Origin of the sequence: Octadecabacter sp. B2R22 (genome assembly GCF_018861045.1) — a bacterium.
Lineage (GTDB): Bacteria > Pseudomonadota > Alphaproteobacteria > Rhodobacterales > Rhodobacteraceae > Octadecabacter.
Genome location: NZ_JAHKQJ010000007.1, coordinates 389,250 through 410,649 on the forward strand (window position 1 = coordinate 389,250; position 21,400 = coordinate 410,649).

Below are 21,400 nucleotides of genomic sequence, written 5' to 3' on the forward strand. Positions count from 1 at the left end.
CATGAAAAACACCTTCATCGCGCGTAACCCGTCCGTCTTGTGGTTCCTTGCTGGGCTGGCGATTTTCACGATCCTTGTGACAATCATGAGCGAAGCCACAGGGTTCGGTCTCATCTCGACCTCATTCCTGAAGACCTTGGGCAAGACCCTGTGCCTGTGCCTTGTGGCCATCGCCATGGATGTTGTCTGGGGCTATTGCGGCATCCTAAGCCTTGGGCACTTCGCATTCTTTGGCATTGGTGGGTACGCCATCGGTATGTGGCTGATGTATGCGCGTACCGAAGGGATCGTGCTGACCTCTCTTAAGGCGAATGCGCTCCCTCCGACCGCGACCGAGATTACAGACGCCATTGGTGGTCAGATTTTCGGTGTCGTTGGCAGTTCGGACTTCCCGATGATTTGGGCGTTCTCACACAGCCTGCCACTGCAACTGCTGGCAGTGATCTTGGTTCCCGGGGTGTTGGCATTGGTGTTTGGTTGGCTGGCGTTTCGCAGCCGGGTGACAGGGGTCTACTTGTCCATCCTGACCCAAGCGATGACACTGGCATTGTCCCTTTACTTTTTCCAAAACGATACCGGTTTGCGGGGCAACAACGGGTTGTCAGGTTTGCAAAACATTCCAGGTCTTGAGGATCAAAGCCAAGCGGTTGTTTCGCTCTGGTTCTTCTGGGCCTCTGCGATTGCGCTGGCGCTTGGCTATGTGCTGTTTGCCTATGTGGTGTCTGGTAAGTTCGGGTCCGTTATTCGCGCCATTCGCGACAACGAAGCCCGCGTTAGGTTCCTTGGGTATCACGTTGAACACTATAAACTTTTCGTCTTTACGCTGACGGCAATGATCGCTGGTGTGGCTGGGGCTTTGTATTACCCGCAAGCGGGCATCATTAACCCCGCCGAGATCGCGCCGATTGCATCGATCTATTTGGCGGTTTGGGTCGCCATTGGTGGACGTGGGCGGCTTTATGGTGCGGTGATTGGCGCGGCGTTGGTGTCACTGTTGTCATCTTGGTTCACAGGCGGTTCCGCCCCCAACATCAATCTTGGTTTCTATGTGATCAAATGGACCGACTGGTGGCTGGTGCTGCTTGGCCTGTCCTTCGTGTTGGTCACGCTGTTCTTTCCCAAAGGCATCGGCGGCATCTTTGATGCTTTGGCGAAAAAGACGCCACCCAATCGCGAGGGCGATTTTGGCCCCGACAAGGGCGCGTGGCGCAATGAAGAGGGGGAGCCATCATGAGCACGCTTCTTGAAGTTTCCGGCGTCTCGGTCACGTTTGATGGGTTTCGCGCCATCAACAATCTGTCGATCCAGATCGCGGAGCCTGAACTGCGGGCCGTCATTGGCCCCAATGGTGCGGGCAAGACCACGTTCATGGACATCGTGACGGGCAAAACCAAGCCCGACGAAGGTCGAGTGGTGTTCGGGGATCGCGGAGATTCACTGCTCGGGATGAGCGAAAGCCAGATCGCGCAGGCGGGCATTGGCCGCAAATTCCAAAAACCTACAGTGTTTGAGGCGCAAACCGTGCGCGAAAACATCGCCATGGCGTTGAAAAACAAGCGTGGTCCGTTTGATGTTCTGTTGCGTCGCAAGACCGAAAATCGCGAAGATCGCATTCGCGCTATCAGCGATGAGATCGGTTTGACAGACGCGTTGGATCAACAATCAGGCTCGCTCAGCCACGGTCAGAAACAGTGGTTGGAAATTGGCATGTTGCTGGCGCAGGACCCGCGTTTGTTGCTGGTGGACGAACCCGCGGCGGGCATGACGCCAGCAGAACGTGAACACACGACCGATCTGTTGGTTCGGGCCGCCAAGACACGCGCTGTTGTCGTCGTCGAACACGATATGGAATTTGTGCGCCGGCTGAACTGCAAAGTGACCGTGCTGCACGAAGGCTCCGTTCTGGCCGAGGGCAGCTTGGATCACGTGACGAAAAACAAAGACGTCGTTGACGTCTATCTAGGGCGATAATCATGTTGGAAGTCAAAGATTTAACACTGAAGTATGGCCAAAGCCAGATTTTGAATGGCATCAATATCACCGCCAAAAAGGGTGAAATTACGGCCGTGATGGGCACCAACGGCGTGGGTAAGACGTCGCTTTTGAAAGCCATCGCAGGGCGCCATCCATATGCATCTGGCACGATCTCATTGGACGGTGAGGTTCTTGGTAAACATTCAGCCGTGAACGCCGCGCGGGCAGGGATCGCATATGTCCCGCAAGGGCGCGAAGTGTTCCCGATGATGACCGTGACGGAAAACCTAGAGACCGGTTTTGCCTGTCTTGAGGGCCGTGCCCACGGTGTGCCCGACCATATCTATGATCTGTTTCCTGTGCTGCGGGACATGTCCGCTCGCCGCGGCGGGGACTTGTCAGGTGGTCAGCAACAACAACTGGCCATTGCGCGGGCGTTGATCACCAAGCCATCCGTCTTGTTGCTGGATGAACCGACCGAGGGCATCCAGCCCAACATCATAAAACATATCGGCAAGGTCATCCAAACGCTGCGTGATCAAGGTGAGATCGCGATTGTGTTGGTCGAACAGTTTTTCGATTTCGCTTTTGAACTTGGCGATCGGTTTGTGACGATGGATCGCGGGACAGTCACGTTGGATGATGTGTCGGCCAACGTCGGGCGGGAACAGCTGCTGGAACTGGTGTCAGTTTAACGGCAACCCGCCAATGTCAGAGATGAGGCTGAGAACTTCATCGATGCCCTGATCGTTTCGCAAGGAACAAAACACAAAAGGACGGCCCGCGCGCATTCTTGTGGCGTCGCGGTCCATTACGTCTAGTGACGCCCCGACATGGGGGGCCAGATCGGTTTTGTTGATAACCAGAATATCCGATTTGGTGATTGCAGGCCCGCCTTTGCGCGGGATCTCTTCGCCAGCTGCCACATCGATCACGTAGATCGTCAGATCCGCGAGTTCAGGGCTAAACGTGGCGGACAGATTGTCGCCGCCGCTTTCGATCATTACGGCGTCTAGGTCATCGAAGCGTTTGCGCATCTCGGCAATCGCTGCGAGGTTGATTGATGCGTCCTCGCGGATTGCAGTATGGGGGCATCCGCCGGTTTCAACGCCAATCACGCGCTCCTGCGGTAGGATTTGCATGCGCATTAGCGCTTCAGCGTCTTCTTGGGTGTAGATGTCATTGGTGATGACCCCAATGGACAACCGTGGGTGCAGCGCCCGCGCCAAAGCCGCGGTTAGCGTGGTTTTACCCGCTCCAACGGGGCCGCCGATACCAATGCGAAGGGGGCCGTGTTTGCTCATGAGCGGAAAATCCTTGGTTGGAGTGTTTCATGTTGCATCGCTGCGATGTCAGACAGGAACGCCGTGCTCTGCAAATCATCGAGGGTGGCGTTTGCGGTGTCTTCGGCAATTTCGATGCACAGGGGGGAGAGGGCGGCCAGTACTGCTTGGCCCTCGGTTTGCCCAAGCGGCACCGCCCGTACAGAGGCAGACACCAGATTGCTGCAAAAGGCCTGTAGATACATTGAGGCTGTAAGTGTTTGGTCGATGCCCTGTCGCGCTGCTGCCATCCCAACCGCCACAGGTAGGGCAAGTTCAGGAAGGGTATTATCACCCCAGATCGCCGCTGTTGTCTGGCAAAACGCCGCCCCTTGCAAAAGCGTCTCTTGGATACGTTCTGATGAGGCCGCAAAGGCGAGGGCGGTTGCGTTCACATCTGCCAATCCATCATCACCACAGTCATATCCCGCGCGCAGCAGGATGCAGTCATTGCGGCCACTGCCGTGTGCCAGCAGGTCTGTCAGCCAGTCTTGAAGGTCTGTGGCTGTCGCGAGAGTGCCGTTCGCAATCGCGGTTTCCAGACCGTGGGAATAGGCAAAGGACCCAAGGGGGAAACTCGGGGAAAGCCATTGCGTCAGGGTTAAGACGTCGCGGTTAGTGGTCATGTGCGGTTGCCACATGTTCATGGCTGTGGGTGCGCCCGTGCCCATAGGCGCCGCCTTCTGGTGTGAAGGGGGCCGTTACCTCTGCCACCTGAGCGCCCAAGTGTTCCAACATATGACCAATGACAGGGTCCGCTTGGATCAACAGGTAATCGGCTTCGATCTGACAGGGGGTGTGGCGGTTGCCAACATGCCACGCCAATTGCACCAGATTATCGCCAGTCACTTGGTAAAGCGGTTCAGGGGCCGCGTGAACTTCGATCATCTGGCCATCGCCCAGCACGAATGCGTCCCCTTGGTTCAGGGACTCGGTGTTTTCCAGATCGACAAGGAACTTCACCCCGTCATCTGTTGCCAGCATCTTGCGGCGCAAGAACCGATCATCATAGCTCAGAGTGCAGTGGCCCATTGGTGCTGCGGCGTGGGCGTGGCGTTTGATGATCTGTGCGGTTAGGTTGGTCATTTATGTCTTTCACTGCGCCCGAACGGAAACGAAGGTGAACTCATCCCGACCGTCGGAATCAGAATAGGCCGTCAGCACCGCTGTCCCGAGGTCCGGAAAATACAACGCTTCTTCGATGTGGTCGTATTCACGACTGGTGTATTTCACGCTGACAGGGATCGCATCCAACGTGCAGTTGCCCATGGTGTATTGCGTTGTCGCGCCCCAACGATGACTTACGCGTTCGATGGTTGTTTCACCCATCTGGATTTGCGTTGTCCGTGCGGACCACGTCCCACCCGCGACGGGGACGGGTAGGTCCGCAATCGGTTCTTCGAATACAAACTGCCACAGTGAATCTGGAATGATCCGCCCGTTTTCAATCGAACTCAGCTGAAGGACGTGAACCCCGTGTGCCAGGTAATTCAGGCTTTCATCGCCATCGAAGTATGTGTTCTGCTGGATCGCGCCATTGGACGCCATGCGATGGATTTCGTAGTCACCGTTGTCTTGTGTGAACCGGATACCTTGCCCGTCCAGCATGTCCGCTGATGGGCAGGTGGACTGTGCAGCCGCGCCGATAGGGGCCAGAAGAAGACCCGCCACAAAGGTTGCGCGGAGGGTTTGGAAAACATGTGCCATTGGGGCGCCTTTCAGAACATAAAGTAACGTTGCGCCATGGGTAGCACATCTGCTGGCTGACACGTGAGTAATTCACCGTCCGCGCGGACTTCATAGGTTTCGGGATCAACCTCAACCTCGGGTGTGGCGTCGTTCAGCAGCATGTCGGATTTACCGATTGTGCGCGTGTTCTTCACTGCAACCGTTTGTTTCGCCAGTCCCAAGCTGTCACGCAGGCCTGCGTCTTGGGCGACACCTGATACAAAGCTGACAGAGGTGTGCTGCTGTGCGCTGCCATACTGGCCAAACATCGGCCGTGTATAGACGGGCTGTGGCGTCGGAATAGACGCGTTGGGATCACCCATTTGCGCCACGACGATCGTGCCAGCCATCAACACCATTTCTGGTTTGACCCCAAAGAACGCGGTGTCCCAAAGAACAAGGTCCGCCCGCTTGCCGACCGAAATATCGCCGATTACATGGCCAACGCCCTGCGCAATGGCGGGGTTGATCGTGTATTTCGCGATGTAGCGGCGCACGCGCATATTGTCGTTGTCGCCTGTTTCATCTGCCAGCGCGCCGCGTTGCTTTTTCATCTTGTCGGCGGTCTGCCATGTGCGGATCAACACTTCACCGACGCGGCCCATGGCTTGGCTGTCAGACGCGATGATCGAAAACGCGCCGATGTCATGCAGGATGTCTTCGGCGGCGATGGTTTCACGGCGGATACGGCTTTCGGCGAATGCGATATCTTCGGGGATCGATTTGTCGAGGTGATGACACACCATAAGCATATCGAGGTGTTCTTCCAACGTATTCACCGTGAAGGGGCGCGTCGGGTTGGTCGAACTTGGGATGACATTGTCATGGCCGCAGATCTTAATGATGTCTGGTGCGTGCCCACCGCCTGCGCCTTCAGTATGGAAGGCGTGGATCGTGCGGTTCTTGATCGCGCCGACTGTGTGTTCAACAAAGCCGGATTCATTCAGTGTGTCCGTGTGGATCATCACCTGCACATCGAGATCATCCGCTACACCAAGGCAGCAATCAATCGCAGCAGGGGTGGTGCCCCAGTCTTCGTGCAGTTTCAGTGCACAAGCACCGGCTTGAACCATCTCAACCAGAGCGTCTGGTTGGCTGGCGTTGCCTTTGCCCGACAGGCCGATGTTCATGGTGATGCCGTCAAAGGACTGCAACATCCGGCCGATATGCCAAGGACCCGGCGTGCAGGTCGTGGCCAATGTCCCGTGCGCGGGCCCCGTGCCGCCGCCAAAACAAGTGGTGACACCGGAATGCAGGGAGTCTTCCATCTGTTGCGGGCAGATAAAGTGGATATGACTGTCCACACCGCCCGCCGTCAGAATGCGGCCTTCACCTGCGATAATCTCAGTGCCTGGTCCGATAATGATATCGACGCCGGATTGGGTGTCAGGATTACCTGCTTTGCCGATGGCATGGATGAGGCCGTCTTTCAGCGCCACGTCGGCTTTGTAGATGCCGGAATGATCCACGATCAACGCATTGGTGATGACCGTATCCACGGCACCGTTTGCACGGGTGACTTGGGACTGGCCCATACCGTCACGGATGACTTTTCCGCCGCCAAACTTCACCTCTTCGCCGTAGGTCGTAAGATCGCGTTCGACTTCGATAATCAGATCGGTGTCCGCAAGGCGCACTTTGTCGCCAGTCGTCGGGCCGAACATGGCGGCATATTGGGGGCGGGGAATTTCACGAGGCATCTATAGGTCTCCCATAACTTCTTGGTTGAAACCAAAAATCTTGCGATCGCCACCAAAGGGGATCAGTTGGACGTCGCGGCGTTGGCCCGGCTCGAACCGCACGGCCGTTCCGGCGGCGATATCAAGACGCATGCCGCGGGCTGCGGTACGATCAAAATCCAGCGCTGGGTTGGTTTCTGCAAAATGGTAATGGCTGCCGACTTGCACAGGGCGATCGCCGGTATTGGCAACCTGCAACGTGATTGCCTCCGCGCCTGCGTTCAGGGTCAAAGGGGTATCGGCTGGGAAAATCTCTCCGGGGATCATGTTGTTCTCCTACCTAATCGGATTGTGAACAGTGACGAGCTTGGTGCCGTCAGGAAAGGTGGCTTCGACTTGCACCTCTGGGATCATCTCGGGGATACCTTCCATGCATTGATCGCGGGTGACGACCAAACCGCCAGCTTCCATCATGTCAGCAACGCTGCGCCCGTCGCGGGCGCCTTCAACCACGGTGTCCGTGATTAGGGCAATGGCCTCTGGGTGGTTCAGCTTTACGCCACGGGCCAGTCGCTTGCGGGCGACTTCGGCTGCCATGGCGATCAGCAGTTTATCTTTTTCTCGCGGGGTAAGTTGCATGGCCTAAAGCCTCCATGACGCGGGGAGAGGGGATTGGTTAAGGTGTTCAAGAACGGGGATCAGATCGCGGCGCAGATCATAGCTGTCTGGCGCAAGATGGCGGATGACCAGAACGTCACTGCCAAGAACGCTGGCGCCTGCCGTTTCGGGCAGCAAGGCGCGTACGCCTGTTAGGTGGCGTTTGGCGTCAGGGGTGACCATCACGACACTGCACATGGCCCCAGAGCCCTTGGCGGTGGCGGTGGTGGCAAGGTGGGCCGCAGCATTGCCGTGTAGGTCCGCACCGTCGATATAGATCGGTACACCATTGCGGGTAATCTTGATGCGGTCTTTGAAGTGCACATCGCGTAGGGTTTCGCCCATGGCGGTGCGGCCAAAGACAACGGGCTCGACCATCAACAGCTCGGCAGACGCATCCAGCTGTATATCAAGGCGGCGGTGCAGGGTGCAGCCGTCAAACAGGATCATCTCTTGTGGCAACCAGTTAAGCCGCGCACCAGCGTTCACGTTCAGCCGCGTGTTTAATCGGCCCGTTTCACCGGTTTGCGCACGATAGGCGCGTTCGGCGGCTTGGGTTGTCAGGGTGAGCGTCGCATTCGGCCCAGCCGTAAAGGCGAAATCATAGGCGTCGCCGCCGGTGATGCCGCCAGCGGTGTTGACGATGACAGCCTCAAGGTCAGGGCGAAACGTTTGGGGGAGCACCAATCGGGTCGATCCTGACTGACGCATGGTTTGTAAGCGTGTGCGGCCAGTATCATCCGCGTGCACGGCCAAAGACGCTGCACCAACAGCGCGGGGTTGCAGCGCATCAGCGTCTTGCAAGGATATGGCAGCCACTTTGGTGATTGTATGCTCCGACAGGCGTTATTCGCCTGCTTAGGGACCACAGTGAGCACTAAATTGACAGTTGATGGACGGTCACATGCCCGCAGCATCCTGTTCGCAAAAACTTAATGCTTAAATTTTATGCGAGATGCCTAAATGGTAATCTGGTTTAGTAATTCCAAAGTGTGCCATCTTGCAGGCGCACCACTGGATGGCTGCCGGCTGAATAATTGTATTTTTGGGCTTCGGTTTCATCGAAATCCACCCCAAGGCCCGGTGCATCGCTGACGTAAACCATCCCGTTTTCCATGCGGTGATCGCTCGGGAACAAAGCATCACATTCGGGCGTTCCCAGCACCAGATATTCCTGAATGCCAAAATTCGGGGCCCATGCGTTCAAATGGTATTGCGCGGCCATGCTGATGGGCGAATGGCTTGGCGCGCCATGAAAACCCGTACGAACGTGATGAAGGCCCGCGAGATCGATGATCCGTTTCAGGTGCGTGATGCCACCGCCGTAGGTCGCAGCCACGCGGATAAAGTCGATCATTTCGTTTTCGATCAACTTGTTGCAGTCCCAGATTGAATTGAACACCTCGCCGATTGCGATGGGGGTGGTCGAGTGCTGGCGGATCAGTTTGAGCGCATCTTGATCGTCGGCAACTGTCGGGTCTTCGAGCCAGAACAGGTCCACGGGTTCGACGTCTTTGGCAAAAGCTGCGGCCTCGCGCGGGGTAAGGCGGTGGTGGACGTCGTGTAAGATGTGCAGGTCAGGACCAAATCGTTCGCGAATGTCGGCCAAGGCCTGCGGCATGTAACGCATGTATTTGCCTGTGTCCCATGTCTCAACTTTGGGTCGTATGCCGCTGAAATTGGTCATGTATTCGGTTGATGCGCCCTTTTCCTCGGGCACTGCATAGCTGGCGCTGGGCATGCCTGGAATACCGCATTGAACGCGCACGGCTTTGTAGCCGTCATCGACAAAATGCTGGACCGAGTCCATGAGGTCGGGCAGGTCAGCGCCCGTGGCATGGGCATACACCATCGCACCATCGCGGCTTTTGCCGCCAAACAAATCGTAGCACGGCAGCCCCGCGATCTTTCCTTTGATATCCCAAAGCGCCATGTCGATCGCACCAAAAGCGGCCATCGCAATGGGGCCACGGCGGAAATAAGCGCCGCGATAGAAGAACTGCCAGATGTCTTCGCTGCGCCGTGGATCCATGCCAATAAGGGCAGGGATCAAGTAGTCCTGAAGATAGGCGGCGGGCAGGGTTTCGCGGTTGTTCAGGGTCGCGTCACCAAGGCCGTAAACACCTTGGTCGGTCATGATTTTCAAGGTGACGTAATTCTTACCGGGACCACCGACAAAGACCTGCGCACTTGTGATTTTCATGACTGTTTTCCTTTCGTCTTAATGGCCGATCATGCCAGATCAGTGACGTCCGTCCAATTGTCGTTTCGACGGATTACATCGATGATCTGCTGATACTGTGCCCCGTCTTTGAATGTCGGATAGGGCGCGACGTCTTTGCCTTGAATGTCGGCTACAAATTCGCGCACCAAATAGTGCCAGCACTGTTCGGTTTCGCCTTTGACGTCGGGGTTGGCGGCTTTGATATCTTCGGGCAAGTCTTGGTCGACCCAAGCGCCGTCTTGGTAAAGCGACAGTTGACCGCTGCCATAGTGACCTTTGATGTAGATCGCGCCTTTGGTGCCGTAAAACACGATGTGATCGTCATGGAACCGAGGCACCAATCCGCCATGTTTGAAGAGAACCGAAACGGGTTTGGGCGCGAACGGGCTGCCGAGCTTTGCGAGAACCGTATAGGACCATTCCACATCGCTCCCACCCCATTTCAACGTTGGATCATCCAGATCGTCAGGGATGAAATCGCGCCGTGTCATGAAGTTATGGACACCCTCAACGATGGGCGCGCGGCCAAGGTCATCGCGGACTTCACCGATGATGGATTGAATGTCATCACCGACAACCGAGGCCACGATGGACAGGGTATGGGTAAAGTTGTTGTTGAGCCGCCCGCCACCTGCCGCCGCCTCATGAGACCACCCGAACGGGATGTTGCGATCTAGGTTGAAGTGGGAAACGCATTCGACCTCGGTCGGCTCACCGATGGCACTCTCTGCAACCAACCGTTTGGCGTGCAGGATGCTGGGGGCGTAGCGGAACGATGCTGCATAAGCGGTCTTCACGCCTTTGGCCTGTGCGAGGTCCCGCAGTTCGACCGCGGTTTCGCCGCTATGGGTCATGGGTTTGTCGACAAAGACATGACAGCCGCGCGCCAAAGCCTGTTTTATGACCTCAAAATGCGCTCCACCCGGTGTCGCGATGGAAACGATGTCTGGTTGGCAAGCATCCAAGGCCGCGGCCCAGTCCGTTCCAGCGTGAGGGATTGCCATCTTGTCGGCCACGTCGTGCACAACATGTTCAGTGCGTCCGACCATTCCGACCACATCAGCCCCAGCCCAACGGAATGCATCTGTATGGCCTTGCCCTGCAAAACCGGTTCCGTGGATTAGGACTTTCATAGTGTACCTCTGTAAAATTCGGGGTCAGTCGGTCTCGATCTGTTGTTTGTTGTAGCGGACCGACGAAAACAAAGAGACGCCAATCAAAGCGACCCCGATAGAACCTGTTATGGCTTCGGGGACGTGACACAGCGCCTGTAAGAACATGATGATGGAAAGCGCAAAGATCGAATAAAACGCGCCATGTTCGAGGTAGAGAAATTCTTTCAACGTGCCTTTTTCGACCAACATGATTGTCATGGAGCGCACATACATCGCACCGATCCCAAGGCCGATGGCGATCAGCAGGATGTTGGTCGTCAGGGCAAAGGCACCGATCACCCCATCAAACGAGAAACTGGCATCGAGCACTTCGAGGTACATAAACGCCCCGAACCCACCCGCGGCGCCAACCTTTGTGGCGTCTTTGGCAACACCATCAAGCGCTTTGCCGAGGCCTTCAACCATCGTGAAGATGATAATGCCCATGATGCCTGACAGTAAGAAACCGGTCTGTTTCGCTGCGGGCAGGGCGAGCGAAACCCCAGCCACAATCGCCAGCACAAAAGCGATTTCCAATCCACGCACAGACCCACACTGGCGCAGGCGTTTTTCCAGCGGCCCAACCCAGTCGATTTCTTTATCCGGATCAAGGAAAAAGCTGAGAGCGACCATCATCAGGAACGTGCCGCCAAAGGCCACAATCGAAGTATGCGCGCCCTCAATGATGCGGGCGTATTCGTCCGGCTGTGCAATCGCCAGCTGCATCGCCTGTATCGGATTTATCTTGGCGAAGACGGCAACAATCGCCAGCGGAAAGATAATCCGCATACCGAAGACGGCAATCAGAATGCCCCATGTGAGGAAACGCTGACGCCAGATGGGCGTCATGTCTTCCAGTTTGTTGGCGTTGACGATTGCGTTGTCAAAAGACAGCGCAATTTCAAGTGCAGCCAACACCAGCCCGATCATCAAAAAGGACAGCACCGCGCCGAATGTTCCGTGCGTTGCGTAACCCAACCACGCCGACAATCCCAAGCCGACAACAGTTACGATCAAGGGCCACTTAAGGTAGTGCAGGGCGGGTTTGGTAACTGTCGACATGTTCGTCCTAGCAAATGAAAGAGGCAGCCCGCAGGCGAAACCGTTCTATGAGAAGAACGATTTCACCCAAGCCGTAAAGACTGGCAGGTTTTCAGGCAGCCACAAGGACACTGCAGGGACGTAAGTGACCAAGATCAACGCGCCCAGCATTGCCAGATAGAATGGCCAGATGGATTTCAACGCTTGTTCGATCTTGATCTTGCCCACGGCACAGCCCACGAACAAACAGGTCCCGACAGGTGGCGTACACAGGCCCAGACCAAGGTTCATCAGCATCATGATGCCGAACTGCGTTGGATCCATGCCAAGGCCTTTGGCGATCGGCAGGAAGATCGGCGTACAGATCAGGATCAGCGCGGCCATGTCCATGATCATACCAAGGATCAGCAGGATAACGTTGATCATAAGCAAGATGATGATCGGATTGTCCGAGATCAGAACCAATGCGTTGCTCAGACGTTCAGGCACTTGGTAAAGCGCAAGAAGGTAAGCAAACGAGCTGGCAAAGGCGATCAGGATCATCACCATCGATGTCGTGCGAACAGTGCCCGTCAGGGCCGTGATGAACGATTTAAACGTCAGCGTGCGGTAATAGAACGTCGTCAGCAGGATCGCGTAGATCGCACCAAAGGCACCGGATTCTGTCACTGTAAAGATACCGGACAGTGTCCCGCCAACGATGATCACAGCCGTAAAGAAACCTGGGATTGCGTCTGCAGCAGAGCGACCAACTTCGCGCCAACCGGGGAAGGGCTCAGCTGGGTAGCCGTGTTTGATCGACAGGATATAGGCCGCAATCGCGAGGCTGAAGCACATCAACATGCCTGGAACAACGCCAGCAAGGAACAGGCCAGACACGGAAATGCCGCCACCAGCTGCAACCGCAAAGATGATCATGTTGTGGCTCGGCGGAATAACGATCCCCGCGATAGAGGACGTCACAGTCACGTTCACCGCAAAATCTGGGCGGTAACCGCGTTCTTTCATAACAGGCACAAGGATCGATCCCAGCGCCGAGATGTCCGCAACAGCGGACCCAGAAATACCGCCAAACAGCATGGATGAGAAGATGTTCACCATCGCGAGACCACCCTTAAGGTGACCGACAAGCGCGGAGGCGAGTTTTACGAGCCGCACGGCGATACCGCCGTGCAGCATGATCTCACCAGCCAATACGAAGAATGGAATGGCGAGAAGGGAGAAAACAGAAACACCAGCTGTCGCACGCTGGAAGGTGATTAGCATCGGGAAGCCTTCGTACCAGAACGAAGACGCCGCAGCGATCCCCATGGCAAAAGCAACCGGCATGCCGATGACAACACCGACACCAAAAACGAGCATTAAGATTAGCAGACCCATATCAGGACTCCTGAGTTTGGGGCAGCGGGTGCCACTGTGAGAAAGTTAGCAGGCGGATGATCCCACGCGACCCCGCGTGCAGAACAATCAACGCACCACAAAGTGTGATCGCCAAAGTCCGGAAACTTTCAGGGACGTTCAGCATTGGAATGAAAGAATCCCAACCAAACCTCATCAACTCTGTGCCCGCCAGGAACATTACTGTTCCAAAGGCCGCAAGGATGAAGTCGATGAAAACAATAAGAACTTTTTGTACGCCTTCTGGGGCCATGTCACGAAACAGAGATACGCCAAGGTGCGTATCGTCGCGTACACCAGCGGCCGCGCCGAGAAAGGCAATGTAGCAGATCAACATCAACGCCAATTGTTCAACCCACGTTGGCGTAACGTTGAGAACATAGCGGCCAAAGACCAACCACCCGAAGGTGACAATCAAAATTGCAAGGGCAAGCGACGCTGTAAAGATACTGGCCCATTGAACCGCCCCCAACACGGTCTCGCACTTGTCAATTATGGATTTACGACCACTCATCTTTGCCCCTCACGTTTTTTGGTAGATAGATTGCAAAACGGCCCATGCCATATTGAGGCACGGGCCGTCTGCTAAAGCAACTTAGCTTAGCCGCCGTTGCGGATCAGGTTAACCAGATCAGCAAGGTCAGGGTTCGCTTCGAGGAAGCCTTCGTAAACTGGCGCCATAGCGTCCTGGAATGGACCCTTGTCAGCGATTGTGTTCACGACTGTGCCGCCAGCTTCTACGATTTCCATAGATGCCGCTTCACGTGCCTGCCACAGTTCGCGCTGCAAGACAGCGGAGTTGTGACCAGCTTCACGAAGGATTGCCTGGTGCTCTTCGGACAGACCATCGAATGTGATCTTGGACATGCAGAGACACTCAGGAATGATCAGGTGCTCTGTCAAAGAGTAGAAAGAAGCAACTTCGTAGTGGCTTGTGGATTCGTAGGATGGTGGGTTGTTTTCCGCACCGTCTACAACGCCAGTCTGGATAGACTGGTAAACTTCCGCAAACGCCATTGGTGTCGCGTTACCGTCCATGGATTCAACCATCTGAACGAACAGATCGTTGGACATCACGCGGATTTTCAGGCCTTCAACATCAGCAGGTGTGTTGATCGGACGTACGGAGTTGTAGAAAGAACGAGCACCAGCATCGTACCAACCGAGTGGCTCAACACCACGTGCACGCATGCCTTCAGAAATCGCTTCACCAACTTCACCGTCCATCATTTCGTACATCGCAGGGATGGATGGGAAGATGAATGGCAAGGAAACAACGTTGGCTTCAGGAACGGATGTCCCGAATGGGCCGAGGCTGAATTCACCAAAGTCCAGAACGCCGAGGCGCAGCTGTTCGATCGCGTCAGGCTGGCTGCCCAGAACGCCGTTGTGGAATGTTTTCAGTGTAAGGTCGCCACCTGTGCGCTCTGCTACTTCTTCAGCAAAGGCTTCCATTGCGATGGAAACAGGGTAGTCTTCTACGTGGATGTTCCAGCCGCGAAGTTCTTCAGCGGAAACAGTTGTCGCAGCCAGTGCGAGGCAGCTGCCAGCAACGGCACTGCTAAGTGTAAATGTTTTAGTCATGTGATCCTCCCAGATACATTTTATGTTTTGCCCCCGCGCGATTCCCTATCGAGCGGGTGGAAACATGTATACTAGTATTGGGAAGATGACGCCAAGTCAAACATTGCCAGTAAATTTTTCGGGGAGAAGGGCAAAAAAAGGGAAGGGTGTGCAGAGCGAAATTGTAAAAACGCCGCTCAGCACTATGTTCTTGCGTCTTAAGCTGTACCACGCGGAGGGCGGTCGTTTTCGATCGTAAAGATCATACCATCCAGCAATTCAACAAGGTCGGGGCGTGCAGATGGGCCATTGGAGATCGAGATCAGCAAGATGCTACCGTCAGGGCGCAGCACGAATACACCCGGTTCAGCGAACCGGCGATCTGTTTCAGTCGGGGAAAGCGGATCGGACACGTAAACGCCCAAAACACCCATTTGTTCTTCTGTTAGGCCATACCCTAAGTCGAATTCCCAACCGAATTCGGCAACATCTGCCTGTGCTTTGGCTTCGGTATCTGCAGACACGACAGCCACATCAAACCCGGCATCTGCCCAGTCGCCGCGCATGTCATTGAGAATTTTCAGGTACTTCTTACAGCGACCGCAATGTTTGCCACGATACACGATAAAAAGCGTCCACTTGTCGTTCTTGCCGCCGACCGACAGTTCACCGCCGCCCAATTTGGGGAACGACATTGGTGCCAGAATACTGCCGGCTACTGGTTTGGGTGTTGGCATCTGAATGTCCTTTGTAAATGTTGTGTTCAGGTTCGCATCTTGGGTGACAGCTAGCACCAAGGCAACTAGGATACCAGTTGAGCTAAGCGGGGGAAGCTATGACATTGTTGAATGAGGACCGTCTGTTTCCGGTGGAACCAGCTGTTCGTGAAATCGCGCGTACTTTGTATAATGACGTGAAAAACTTGCCGATTATCAGCCCACATGGCCACACGGATCCGCGCTGGTTTGCGCAAAATGAACCCTTCTCTGATCCCGCTCAACTCTTTGTGACGCCGGACCATTATGTTTTCAGGATGCTGCATTCTCAGGGAATCCCGCTTGAGGCGATGGGCGTACCGCGCGTTGACGGGGGTGCTATCGAAACCGACCCGCGCAAGATTTGGCAGCTGTTTGCACAGAATTATCATCTGTTCCGTGGAACGCCTTCCCGGATTTGGGTCGATCACGCGTTGCAGACTGTTTTTGGTGTCACGCAGCGTCTGTCCGCCACGACCGCTGATTCTATTTATGACCAGATCGCAGACTGCCTGACACAGGACGCGTTCCGTCCTCGTGCATTGTTTGAGCGGTTTAACATCGAAGCGATTTCTACCACCGAAAGCGCGATTGATGATTTGCGCTGGCACAAGATGATCGGCGAAAGCGGTTGGGCAGGGCTGGTCATAACGGCGTATCGCCCTGACGCGGTCGTTGATCCCGAATTTGAAGGCTTTGCCGAAAACATCGAAACCCTCGGAGCGATGACGGGCGAAGATACGTCAACTTGGGCAGGGTACCTTGCCGCGCACCGCGCCCGCCGTGCCGTGTTCAAATCCTATGGGGCGACGTCATCGGACCACGGGCACCCAAGTGCGCGCACCGAAGATTTGCCAGCAGATGTTGCCGCCGCTCTATATGACAAGGCCCGCGCGGGAACCTGCACCGCGGATGAGGCCGATGCCTTTCGCGGACATATGCTAACGGAAATGGCGCGGATGTCTTTGGACGACGGGCTGGTTCTGCAAATCCACCCCGGATCGTATCGAAACCATTCTGGTGGGATATTCGCGCAGTTCGGGCGCGACAAAGGTTACGACATCCCGATGCGAACCGATTACGTGCATGCTTTGGCGCCGCTGCTGAATGCCGTTGGCCAAGAGCCCGATTTGACCATCATCGTGTTCACGCTAGATGAAACGTCGATCCCGCGTGAATTGGCGCCGCTTGCAGGCGTGTATCCGGCGTTGAAACTGGGGCCGCCGTGGTGGTTTCATGACAGCGCCGAAGGCATGCGCCGGTTCCGTGAAACGGCGACCGAAACGGCGGGGTTTTATAACACCGTCGGGTTTAACGATGACACCCGCGCATTTTGTTCGATCCCCGCCCGCCACGATGTGGCTCGCCGTGTGGATTGTGCGTTTCTCGCGACGCTTGTTGCAACGGGTCGACTTGACCTTGATGAAGCACCAGACGTTGCCCATGATCTTGCCTACGGGCTTGCCAAGAAGGCCTATAAACTATGACTGCACCTCGCTTGAAACGACCAGACACCCCACGCCCCGCAACAGGGATCGTACACCTTGGCTTGGGTGCATTCTTTCGCGCATTTGGCTGTTCTTATGTGATGGACGCGATGGCCGCAGGCGGTGGCGATTGGGGTATTGTGGGTGTGTCGTTGCGCAGCCCTGACACACGCGACGCACTGCGCGATCAGGACTGGGCGTATCGCGCCGTGTCCCTTGGCGCAGATGGTGAAAGCAGCCGCATCATTGATGTTCTGAATGACGTCCTTGTGGCTCCAGAAAACCCGCAAGCGGTTCTGGACGCGATGGTCAACGAAGCCGTGCAGATCGTGTCGTTGACCGTGACAGAAAAGGGCTACTGCCATCATCCGGCGAGCGGAAAGTTGAACCACGATCATCCTGATATTGTTCATGATCTGGCCCATGATCTTCCGCGTTCGACCATTGGTTATTTGGTGCGCGCCCTTAAGGCCCGTCGCGCCGAGGGCATGCGTCCGTTTACAGTTCTGACCTGCGATAACCTACCGCAAAATGGCCAACTCCTGCGCGGGCTGGTCCTAGAGTTTGCAGAACTTTTGGACCCCGATTTAGCGCGTTGGATCGCGACCGAAGGCCGTTTTCCAAGCACAATGGTCGACCGCATCACCCCCGCAACAACAGACGCCGATATCGCGCGCCTGTCTGATGCGGCAGGAACCTATGATGCGGCCCCCGTACTGCATGAGCCATTTTCGCAATGGGTCGTAGAAGATGATTTCGTTGACGATGCGCGGCCCGACTTTGGCGCAGCAGGGGCGCAACTTGTACGCGACGTGGAACCCTTCGAGGACATGAAACTGCGGATGCTGAACGGCACCCATTCGGCGCTGGCCTACACAGGGTATCTTGCGGGTCATGAAACGATCTCAGACACCGTTTCGGATCCCGTTTTTGCGGCCTATGTTCGTGCCCTCTGGGGAGAGATCATGCCCAATGTTTCTGCCCCTGATGGGGTGGATTTGGCTGGGTATGCGGATGCGTTGTTTGATCGGTATGCCAATCAGAATATCCGCCATAAGACGTGGCAAATTGCGATGGATGGCAGTCAGAAACTGCCGCAACGGATGTTTGGAACCTTGCGCGAGACCTATCAGGGGGGGGGCAGCGCGCCGATGCTGAGTTTGGCTATCGCGGCATGGATCAAATATGTAGGCGGAGTGGATGAAGCAGGCGCGCCGATCGATGTGCGTGACCCGTTGGCCGAGAAACTGCGCGAAGTGCTCGATGCGGCCCAATCGCCAGCCGACAAAACCGCTGCCGTGCTAGCGATCCGTGAAATAGTGCCAGCTGATTTGGCACCGCGCCTTGGCGATCCTGTTATGGCTGCCGCGCAGGACATTTGGGCGCTTGGCACTCGCGCGGCGATCGAAAAGGCCTTGGGTTAACCCAAGGCTGCGATCACACCGCGCATTTCCGCCAAGCCACGCAGACGTCCGATAATCGGATATCCTGGCTGGGTTTCGATCTGATCGTCCATCAAAAGGTCATGGCCATGGTCAGGCCGGAATGGGATCGTCACGCCGCGTTTGGCTTGCGCGTTAAGAAGTTCACGAACCAGTGCGACCATATCGGTATCCCCGCCAAGGTGGGCGGCTTCCTCAAAGGACCCGTCAGGGTCTTTGGCGACGTTGCGCAGATGCGCGAAATGAATGCGATCCCCAAAGCGGCGGGCAATGGCAGGCACATCGTTGATCGGGTTCGCCCCAAGCGAGCCTGAACACAGTGTCAGCCCGTTCTCAGGCGCATCAAACGCATCCATGATCCAAGCGATGTCATCGGCGTTGGACACAATGCGCGGCAGACCCAGAATGTCGCGGGGGGGATCATCTGGGTGGACGCAGAAATTCATTCCCAGCTCTTGCGCCGTTGGTATAACTTCTTGCAGGAAGCGTTTGTAATTGCTTCTTAAATCGTCTCGGCTGATGCCGTCATAAGTGGCCAACACTTCGCGCAATTGCGGAATGTCGTAGCGATCAAACGCACCCGGAAGCCCAGACATAATGGAACGCAGAAGGTCCGCGCGCATCGCTTCATCGCTGGCTTGAAACCAGACATCAGCGGCGGCGATGGTGTCCGTGCTATAATCATCACGCGCGGCATCGCGGCCCAGCATATGCAGTTCAAACGCGGCCATTTTCGGGGCTGAAAAGCGCAGACATGTGCCGCCACCGGAAACAGGGGATTTCAGGTCCGTCCGCGTCCAGTCGAGAACAGGCATGAAGTTGTAGCAGATCGTCTTGATGCCTTCCGCCGCGAGGTTGGCCATAGATTGGCGGTAGTTTGCAAAAAGCGGTTCAAGGTCACCTTCGCCTTTCTTGATCCGCTCGTGGATTGGCAGGCTTTCGACAACATCCCATGTGAACCCAGCGGCTTTGATCTCCGCGTTGCGTTCAGCAATCAACGCCTGAGGCCAGACCTCTCCGTAAGCGATTTCATGCAGTGACGTGACAATTCCTGCCGCGCCCGTCTGTGTGATTTGGGGCAGGGTGATCCCGTCAAACGGCCCGTACCAACGCCAAGTTTCTCTCATGATGTTCTCGTGTCTTTCGGTTTTTAGCGTGCAGCCCAGATGCTAGGGCAGCATGGCCATATCAGTCGAGGACCATGTCAGCGGGCAGGGGCACAAGTGCGCCCTTTTGGCTGATACAATGGCGCGCGACGGCTGAGGCTTGCAAGATCGCATCCGATGCAATGCCGTGTTTGGTGATCCCCACAAGGAACCCCGCGTTGAAACTGTCACCCGCAGATGTGGTATCGACAACGGATGTCGCGGCAGGCGGCGTTACCATGCCGGTCTTGCCGTCATGGGTATAATGCACGTCGCCTTCGCCATTCTTGACGATAACGGTCGTCGCACCTGCGCTGAGATAGCGTTCGCGGGTGGCCGTGATGTCAGCGTCGCCAAAGTGATCCTGCTCATCATCAAAGGATGGCAGCACGATGTCACAGGCAGATGCCGCGCGCATAACGGCTTCGGTCATTTCGGTATTGGAGCCCCACAGCCGCGGCCGCAGGTTTGAATCAAACACTGTCGTCTTGCCCGCAGCACGGGCATCACGGACCACATCAAGCAAGGTATCTCGCCCGACAGTATCGAGGATCGCCATGGTGATGCCGGAGAAATAGATTACGTCGCCGTCATCGATGGCAGCCTTAAGGGTTTCACGATCATCGGCCAATTGACGCGCCGCAGAACTGTCGCGCCAGTAAGAAAAGCTGCGTTCGCCGTTCTTGAGGCTGATCATATAGAGCCCCAATGACCGCTCGTCGCTGCGCAAGATATGGCTGGAATCGATGCCCGATCCTTCCATCATGGCAAGCATACGGTCGGACACCACATCTTTGCCCACACGGGACACGAACCGCGATTGGGCGGATGGGGACAGCGCTTTGATGTACCAAGCGGTGTTAAACGTATCACCCGCGAACCCCAGTTTGTATTCGCCATCAATTGAGGCGGGGGCCATCTCGATCATGCATTCGCCGATCGAAACAAATCGCGGTGTTTGTGGTGCGTTAGAAGGGGAAGAGTTTGGCATGTCGTGGCGATGTCCTATTTGAACAAAGGGCGGCGCAACGATTGATGCGCCGCCCCTTATCGGGAGGTCTTAGCTGAACAGCATTCCGCCGTTGATGTCGACGTTCGTACCCGTGATGAATGCAGAGTCGTCGCAGGCGAGGAACAACACAAGGTTTGCCACATCTTCTGGCAGACCTTGGCGACGCACAGGTGCGTTTGCTTCCAAACCACGGCGCGCCGCGTCTGGCGTGTGGATGTTGTGGAAATCCGTGTCGATCATGCCTGGGCAAAGTGCGTTAACGCGAATGTCGGGGCCGAGCTCTTTGGCCAAGCCGCGTGTCAATGTCATGACCGCACCTTTGGATGCGGAGTAGGCAACCGAACCGGGGCCACCGCCATCACGACCAGCTTGGCTGGCGAGGTTAACGATCGTGCCTGTTTTCATCTTGGCCAAGCATGCTTTGGTCATCATGAATGTGCTGGTCAGGTTCAGATCCATCACATTGTTCCAGTGCTCAAGCGACATTTCAGCGATCTTGATACGTGCGATCAAGCCCCCTGTGTTGTTCACCAGAACATCAACGCTGCCGAAGTCGTCATAGGCTTTGTTGACCAAAGCATCGACGCCTTCTTGCGTGTTTAAATCACCCTGTAGGGCGAACGCTTTGCCGCCTGCTGCAGTGATCTCAGCGACAGCGCTGTCCGCGCCTTCGCTGCTGGAAAAGTAGTTGATCGCAACGGCAGCGCCTTCGGCAGCCAGTTTGATTGCTACGGCGCGCCCGATGTCGCGTCCGCCACCAGTAACGATGGCTGTTTTGCCTTGAAGTTTCATAGTCTGTCCTTCGTCCTTAAGTTTGGG

General features: G+C 55.9%; 23 protein-coding genes. 5 read left to right on the forward strand and 18 right to left on the reverse strand.

Annotated features, from left to right (window positions below; translation table 11 throughout):
• Position 1 precedes the first annotated feature (1 nt).
• The 3 genes from urtC to urtE are packed head-to-tail and all read left to right on the forward strand — an operon-like array spanning position 2 to position 2,669.
• A complete protein-coding gene (gene urtC / locus KO486_RS07355; RefSeq protein ID WP_216036600.1) occupies positions 2–1,234 on the forward strand; it encodes an urea ABC transporter permease subunit UrtC in 1,233 nt (410 codons plus the stop codon).
• Entirely contained in the window at positions 1,231–1,971 is a 741-nt protein-coding gene (urtD, locus tag KO486_RS07360; protein WP_216036601.1) for an urea ABC transporter ATP-binding protein UrtD, read from the forward strand. Before urtC ends, urtD begins: the two co-directional genes overlap by 4 nt.
• Positions 1,972–1,973: 2 nt before the next feature.
• A complete protein-coding gene (gene urtE / locus KO486_RS07365; RefSeq protein ID WP_216036602.1) occupies positions 1,974–2,669 on the forward strand; it encodes an urea ABC transporter ATP-binding subunit UrtE in 696 nt (231 codons plus the stop codon).
• On the opposite strand, the gene ureG is transcribed toward urtE, so the two are convergent.
• The 15 genes from ureG to KO486_RS07440 form a co-directional block, all read right to left on the reverse strand.
• Positions 2,661–3,278 (reverse strand): urease accessory protein UreG, encoded by a 618-nt coding sequence (gene ureG / locus KO486_RS07370; RefSeq protein WP_216036603.1) that lies wholly within the window; start codon positions 3,276–3,278, stop codon positions 2,661–2,663. The two genes, urtE and ureG, sit on opposite strands and share 9 nt — an antisense overlap.
• Positions 3,275–3,922 (reverse strand): urease accessory protein UreF, encoded by a 648-nt coding sequence (locus KO486_RS07375; protein ID WP_216036604.1) that lies wholly within the window; start codon positions 3,920–3,922, stop codon positions 3,275–3,277. Before KO486_RS07375 ends, ureG begins: the two co-directional genes overlap by 4 nt.
• Complete coding sequence (locus KO486_RS07380) at positions 3,912–4,382, reverse strand: urease accessory protein UreE (protein WP_216036605.1); 471 nt, start codon at positions 4,380–4,382, stop codon at positions 3,912–3,914. The genes KO486_RS07375 and KO486_RS07380 overlap by 11 nt, the downstream gene beginning before the upstream one ends.
• 9 nt (positions 4,383–4,391) lie before the next feature.
• The gene (locus KO486_RS07385; protein WP_216036606.1) at positions 4,392–5,003 is read right to left on the reverse strand and encodes a hypothetical protein; all 612 of its coding nucleotides are present in this window, start codon (positions 5,001–5,003) and stop codon (positions 4,392–4,394) included.
• Between the two features lie 11 nt (positions 5,004–5,014).
• Positions 5,015–6,724, reverse strand: a complete 1,710-nt coding sequence (ureC, locus tag KO486_RS07390; RefSeq protein ID WP_216036607.1) for an urease subunit alpha — start codon at positions 6,722–6,724, stop codon at positions 5,015–5,017.
• Positions 6,725–7,030, reverse strand: coding sequence for an urease subunit beta (locus KO486_RS07395; RefSeq protein ID WP_216036608.1), 306 nt, complete (start codon positions 7,028–7,030; stop codon positions 6,725–6,727).
• Between the two features lie 9 nt (positions 7,031–7,039).
• On the reverse strand, positions 7,040–7,342 hold the full coding sequence (locus KO486_RS07400; RefSeq protein WP_216036609.1) for an urease subunit gamma: 303 nt from the start codon (positions 7,340–7,342) through the stop codon (positions 7,040–7,042).
• A gap of 3 nt (positions 7,343–7,345) precedes the next feature.
• Positions 7,346–8,179 carry an urease accessory protein UreD gene (locus KO486_RS07405; RefSeq protein WP_354667491.1) on the reverse strand — a complete coding sequence of 278 codons (834 nt, stop codon included), beginning with the start codon at positions 8,177–8,179 and terminating at the stop codon, positions 7,346–7,348.
• Positions 8,180–8,336: 157 nt separating this feature from the next.
• Positions 8,337–9,563: a D-mannonate dehydratase ManD gene (manD, locus tag KO486_RS07410; RefSeq protein ID WP_216036610.1), complete on the reverse strand. Its 1,227-nt coding sequence runs from the start codon at positions 9,561–9,563 to the stop codon at positions 8,337–8,339.
• A 29-nt stretch (positions 9,564–9,592) separates the two neighbouring features.
• Positions 9,593–10,717 (reverse strand): Gfo/Idh/MocA family oxidoreductase, encoded by a 1,125-nt coding sequence (locus KO486_RS07415; RefSeq protein ID WP_216036611.1) that lies wholly within the window; start codon positions 10,715–10,717, stop codon positions 9,593–9,595.
• A gap of 24 nt (positions 10,718–10,741) precedes the next feature.
• Complete coding sequence (locus KO486_RS07420) at positions 10,742–11,800, reverse strand: DUF475 domain-containing protein (RefSeq protein WP_216036612.1); 1,059 nt, start codon at positions 11,798–11,800, stop codon at positions 10,742–10,744.
• Positions 11,801–11,845: 45 nt separating this feature from the next.
• The gene (locus KO486_RS07425; protein ID WP_216036613.1) at positions 11,846–13,159 is read right to left on the reverse strand and encodes a TRAP transporter large permease; all 1,314 of its coding nucleotides are present in this window, start codon (positions 13,157–13,159) and stop codon (positions 11,846–11,848) included.
• Between the two features lies 1 nt (position 13,160).
• Positions 13,161–13,691 carry a TRAP transporter small permease gene (locus KO486_RS07430; RefSeq protein ID WP_216036614.1) on the reverse strand — a complete coding sequence of 177 codons (531 nt, stop codon included), beginning with the start codon at positions 13,689–13,691 and terminating at the stop codon, positions 13,161–13,163.
• An 86-nt stretch (positions 13,692–13,777) separates the two neighbouring features.
• Positions 13,778–14,761 carry a TRAP transporter substrate-binding protein gene (locus KO486_RS07435; RefSeq protein ID WP_216036615.1) on the reverse strand — a complete coding sequence of 328 codons (984 nt, stop codon included), beginning with the start codon at positions 14,759–14,761 and terminating at the stop codon, positions 13,778–13,780.
• Positions 14,762–14,958: 197 nt separating this feature from the next.
• Positions 14,959–15,477: a redoxin domain-containing protein gene (locus tag KO486_RS07440; RefSeq protein ID WP_216036616.1), complete on the reverse strand. Its 519-nt coding sequence runs from the start codon at positions 15,475–15,477 to the stop codon at positions 14,959–14,961.
• Positions 15,478–15,575: 98 nt separating this feature from the next.
• Here KO486_RS07440 and uxaC point away from each other — a divergent pair, with 98 nt between their 5' ends.
• Together uxaC and KO486_RS07450 are read left to right on the forward strand one after the other, a co-directional pair.
• Positions 15,576–16,982 (forward strand): glucuronate isomerase, encoded by a 1,407-nt coding sequence (uxaC, locus tag KO486_RS07445; protein ID WP_216036617.1) that lies wholly within the window; start codon positions 15,576–15,578, stop codon positions 16,980–16,982.
• Positions 16,983–16,993: 11 nt separating this feature from the next.
• Positions 16,994–18,406, forward strand: a complete 1,413-nt coding sequence (locus KO486_RS07450) for a mannitol dehydrogenase family protein (protein WP_252734613.1) — start codon at positions 16,994–16,996, stop codon at positions 18,404–18,406.
• On the opposite strand, the gene uxuA is transcribed toward KO486_RS07450, so the two are convergent.
• The 3 genes from uxuA to KO486_RS07465 form a co-directional block, all read right to left on the reverse strand.
• Positions 18,403–19,551, reverse strand: a complete 1,149-nt coding sequence (uxuA, locus tag KO486_RS07455) for a mannonate dehydratase (RefSeq protein ID WP_216036619.1) — start codon at positions 19,549–19,551, stop codon at positions 18,403–18,405. The two genes, KO486_RS07450 and uxuA, sit on opposite strands and share 4 nt — an antisense overlap.
• Before the next feature lie 61 nt (positions 19,552–19,612).
• Positions 19,613–20,560 carry a sugar kinase gene (locus tag KO486_RS07460; RefSeq protein WP_216036620.1) on the reverse strand — a complete coding sequence of 316 codons (948 nt, stop codon included), beginning with the start codon at positions 20,558–20,560 and terminating at the stop codon, positions 19,613–19,615.
• A 69-nt stretch (positions 20,561–20,629) separates the two neighbouring features.
• Positions 20,630–21,373: a 3-oxoacyl-ACP reductase family protein gene (locus tag KO486_RS07465; RefSeq protein WP_216036621.1), complete on the reverse strand. Its 744-nt coding sequence runs from the start codon at positions 21,371–21,373 to the stop codon at positions 20,630–20,632.
• Between the last annotated feature and the right edge of the window lie 27 nt (positions 21,374–21,400).

Bases quoted from the DNA above. Each gene is read 5' to 3' on its own strand.
- urtC (WP_216036600.1), top strand. From the start codon at position 2: ATGAAAAACACCTTCATCGCGCGTAACCCGTCCGTCTTGTGGTTCCTT.
- urtD (WP_216036601.1), top strand. From the start codon at position 1,231: ATGAGCACGCTTCTTGAAGTTTCCGGCGTCTCGGTCACGTTTGATGGG.
- urtE (WP_216036602.1), top strand. From the start codon at position 1,974: ATGTTGGAAGTCAAAGATTTAACACTGAAGTATGGCCAAAGCCAGATT.
- ureG (WP_216036603.1), bottom strand. From the start codon at position 3,278: ATGAGCAAACACGGCCCCCTTCGCATTGGTATCGGCGGCCCCGTTGGA.
- KO486_RS07375 (WP_216036604.1), bottom strand. From the start codon at position 3,922: ATGACCACTAACCGCGACGTCTTAACCCTGACGCAATGGCTTTCCCCG.
- KO486_RS07380 (WP_216036605.1), bottom strand. From the start codon at position 4,382: ATGACCAACCTAACCGCACAGATCATCAAACGCCACGCCCACGCCGCA.
- KO486_RS07385 (WP_216036606.1), bottom strand. From the start codon at position 5,003: ATGGCACATGTTTTCCAAACCCTCCGCGCAACCTTTGTGGCGGGTCTT.
- ureC (WP_216036607.1), bottom strand. From the start codon at position 6,724: ATGCCTCGTGAAATTCCCCGCCCCCAATATGCCGCCATGTTCGGCCCG.
- KO486_RS07395 (WP_216036608.1), bottom strand. From the start codon at position 7,030: ATGATCCCCGGAGAGATTTTCCCAGCCGATACCCCTTTGACCCTGAAC.
- KO486_RS07400 (WP_216036609.1), bottom strand. From the start codon at position 7,342: ATGCAACTTACCCCGCGAGAAAAAGATAAACTGCTGATCGCCATGGCA.
- manD (WP_216036610.1), bottom strand. From the start codon at position 9,563: ATGAAAATCACAAGTGCGCAGGTCTTTGTCGGTGGTCCCGGTAAGAAT.
- KO486_RS07415 (WP_216036611.1), bottom strand. From the start codon at position 10,717: ATGAAAGTCCTAATCCACGGAACCGGTTTTGCAGGGCAAGGCCATACA.
- KO486_RS07420 (WP_216036612.1), bottom strand. From the start codon at position 11,800: ATGTCGACAGTTACCAAACCCGCCCTGCACTACCTTAAGTGGCCCTTG.
- KO486_RS07425 (WP_216036613.1), bottom strand. From the start codon at position 13,159: ATGGGTCTGCTAATCTTAATGCTCGTTTTTGGTGTCGGTGTTGTCATC.
- KO486_RS07430 (WP_216036614.1), bottom strand. From the start codon at position 13,691: ATGAGTGGTCGTAAATCCATAATTGACAAGTGCGAGACCGTGTTGGGG.
- KO486_RS07435 (WP_216036615.1), bottom strand. From the start codon at position 14,761: ATGACTAAAACATTTACACTTAGCAGTGCCGTTGCTGGCAGCTGCCTC.
- KO486_RS07440 (WP_216036616.1), bottom strand. From the start codon at position 15,477: ATGCCAACACCCAAACCAGTAGCCGGCAGTATTCTGGCACCAATGTCG.
- uxaC (WP_216036617.1), top strand. From the start codon at position 15,576: ATGACATTGTTGAATGAGGACCGTCTGTTTCCGGTGGAACCAGCTGTT.
- uxuA (WP_216036619.1), bottom strand. From the start codon at position 19,551: ATGAGAGAAACTTGGCGTTGGTACGGGCCGTTTGACGGGATCACCCTG.
- KO486_RS07460 (WP_216036620.1), bottom strand. From the start codon at position 20,560: ATGCCAAACTCTTCCCCTTCTAACGCACCACAAACACCGCGATTTGTT.
- KO486_RS07465 (WP_216036621.1), bottom strand. From the start codon at position 21,373: ATGAAACTTCAAGGCAAAACAGCCATCGTTACTGGTGGCGGACGCGAC.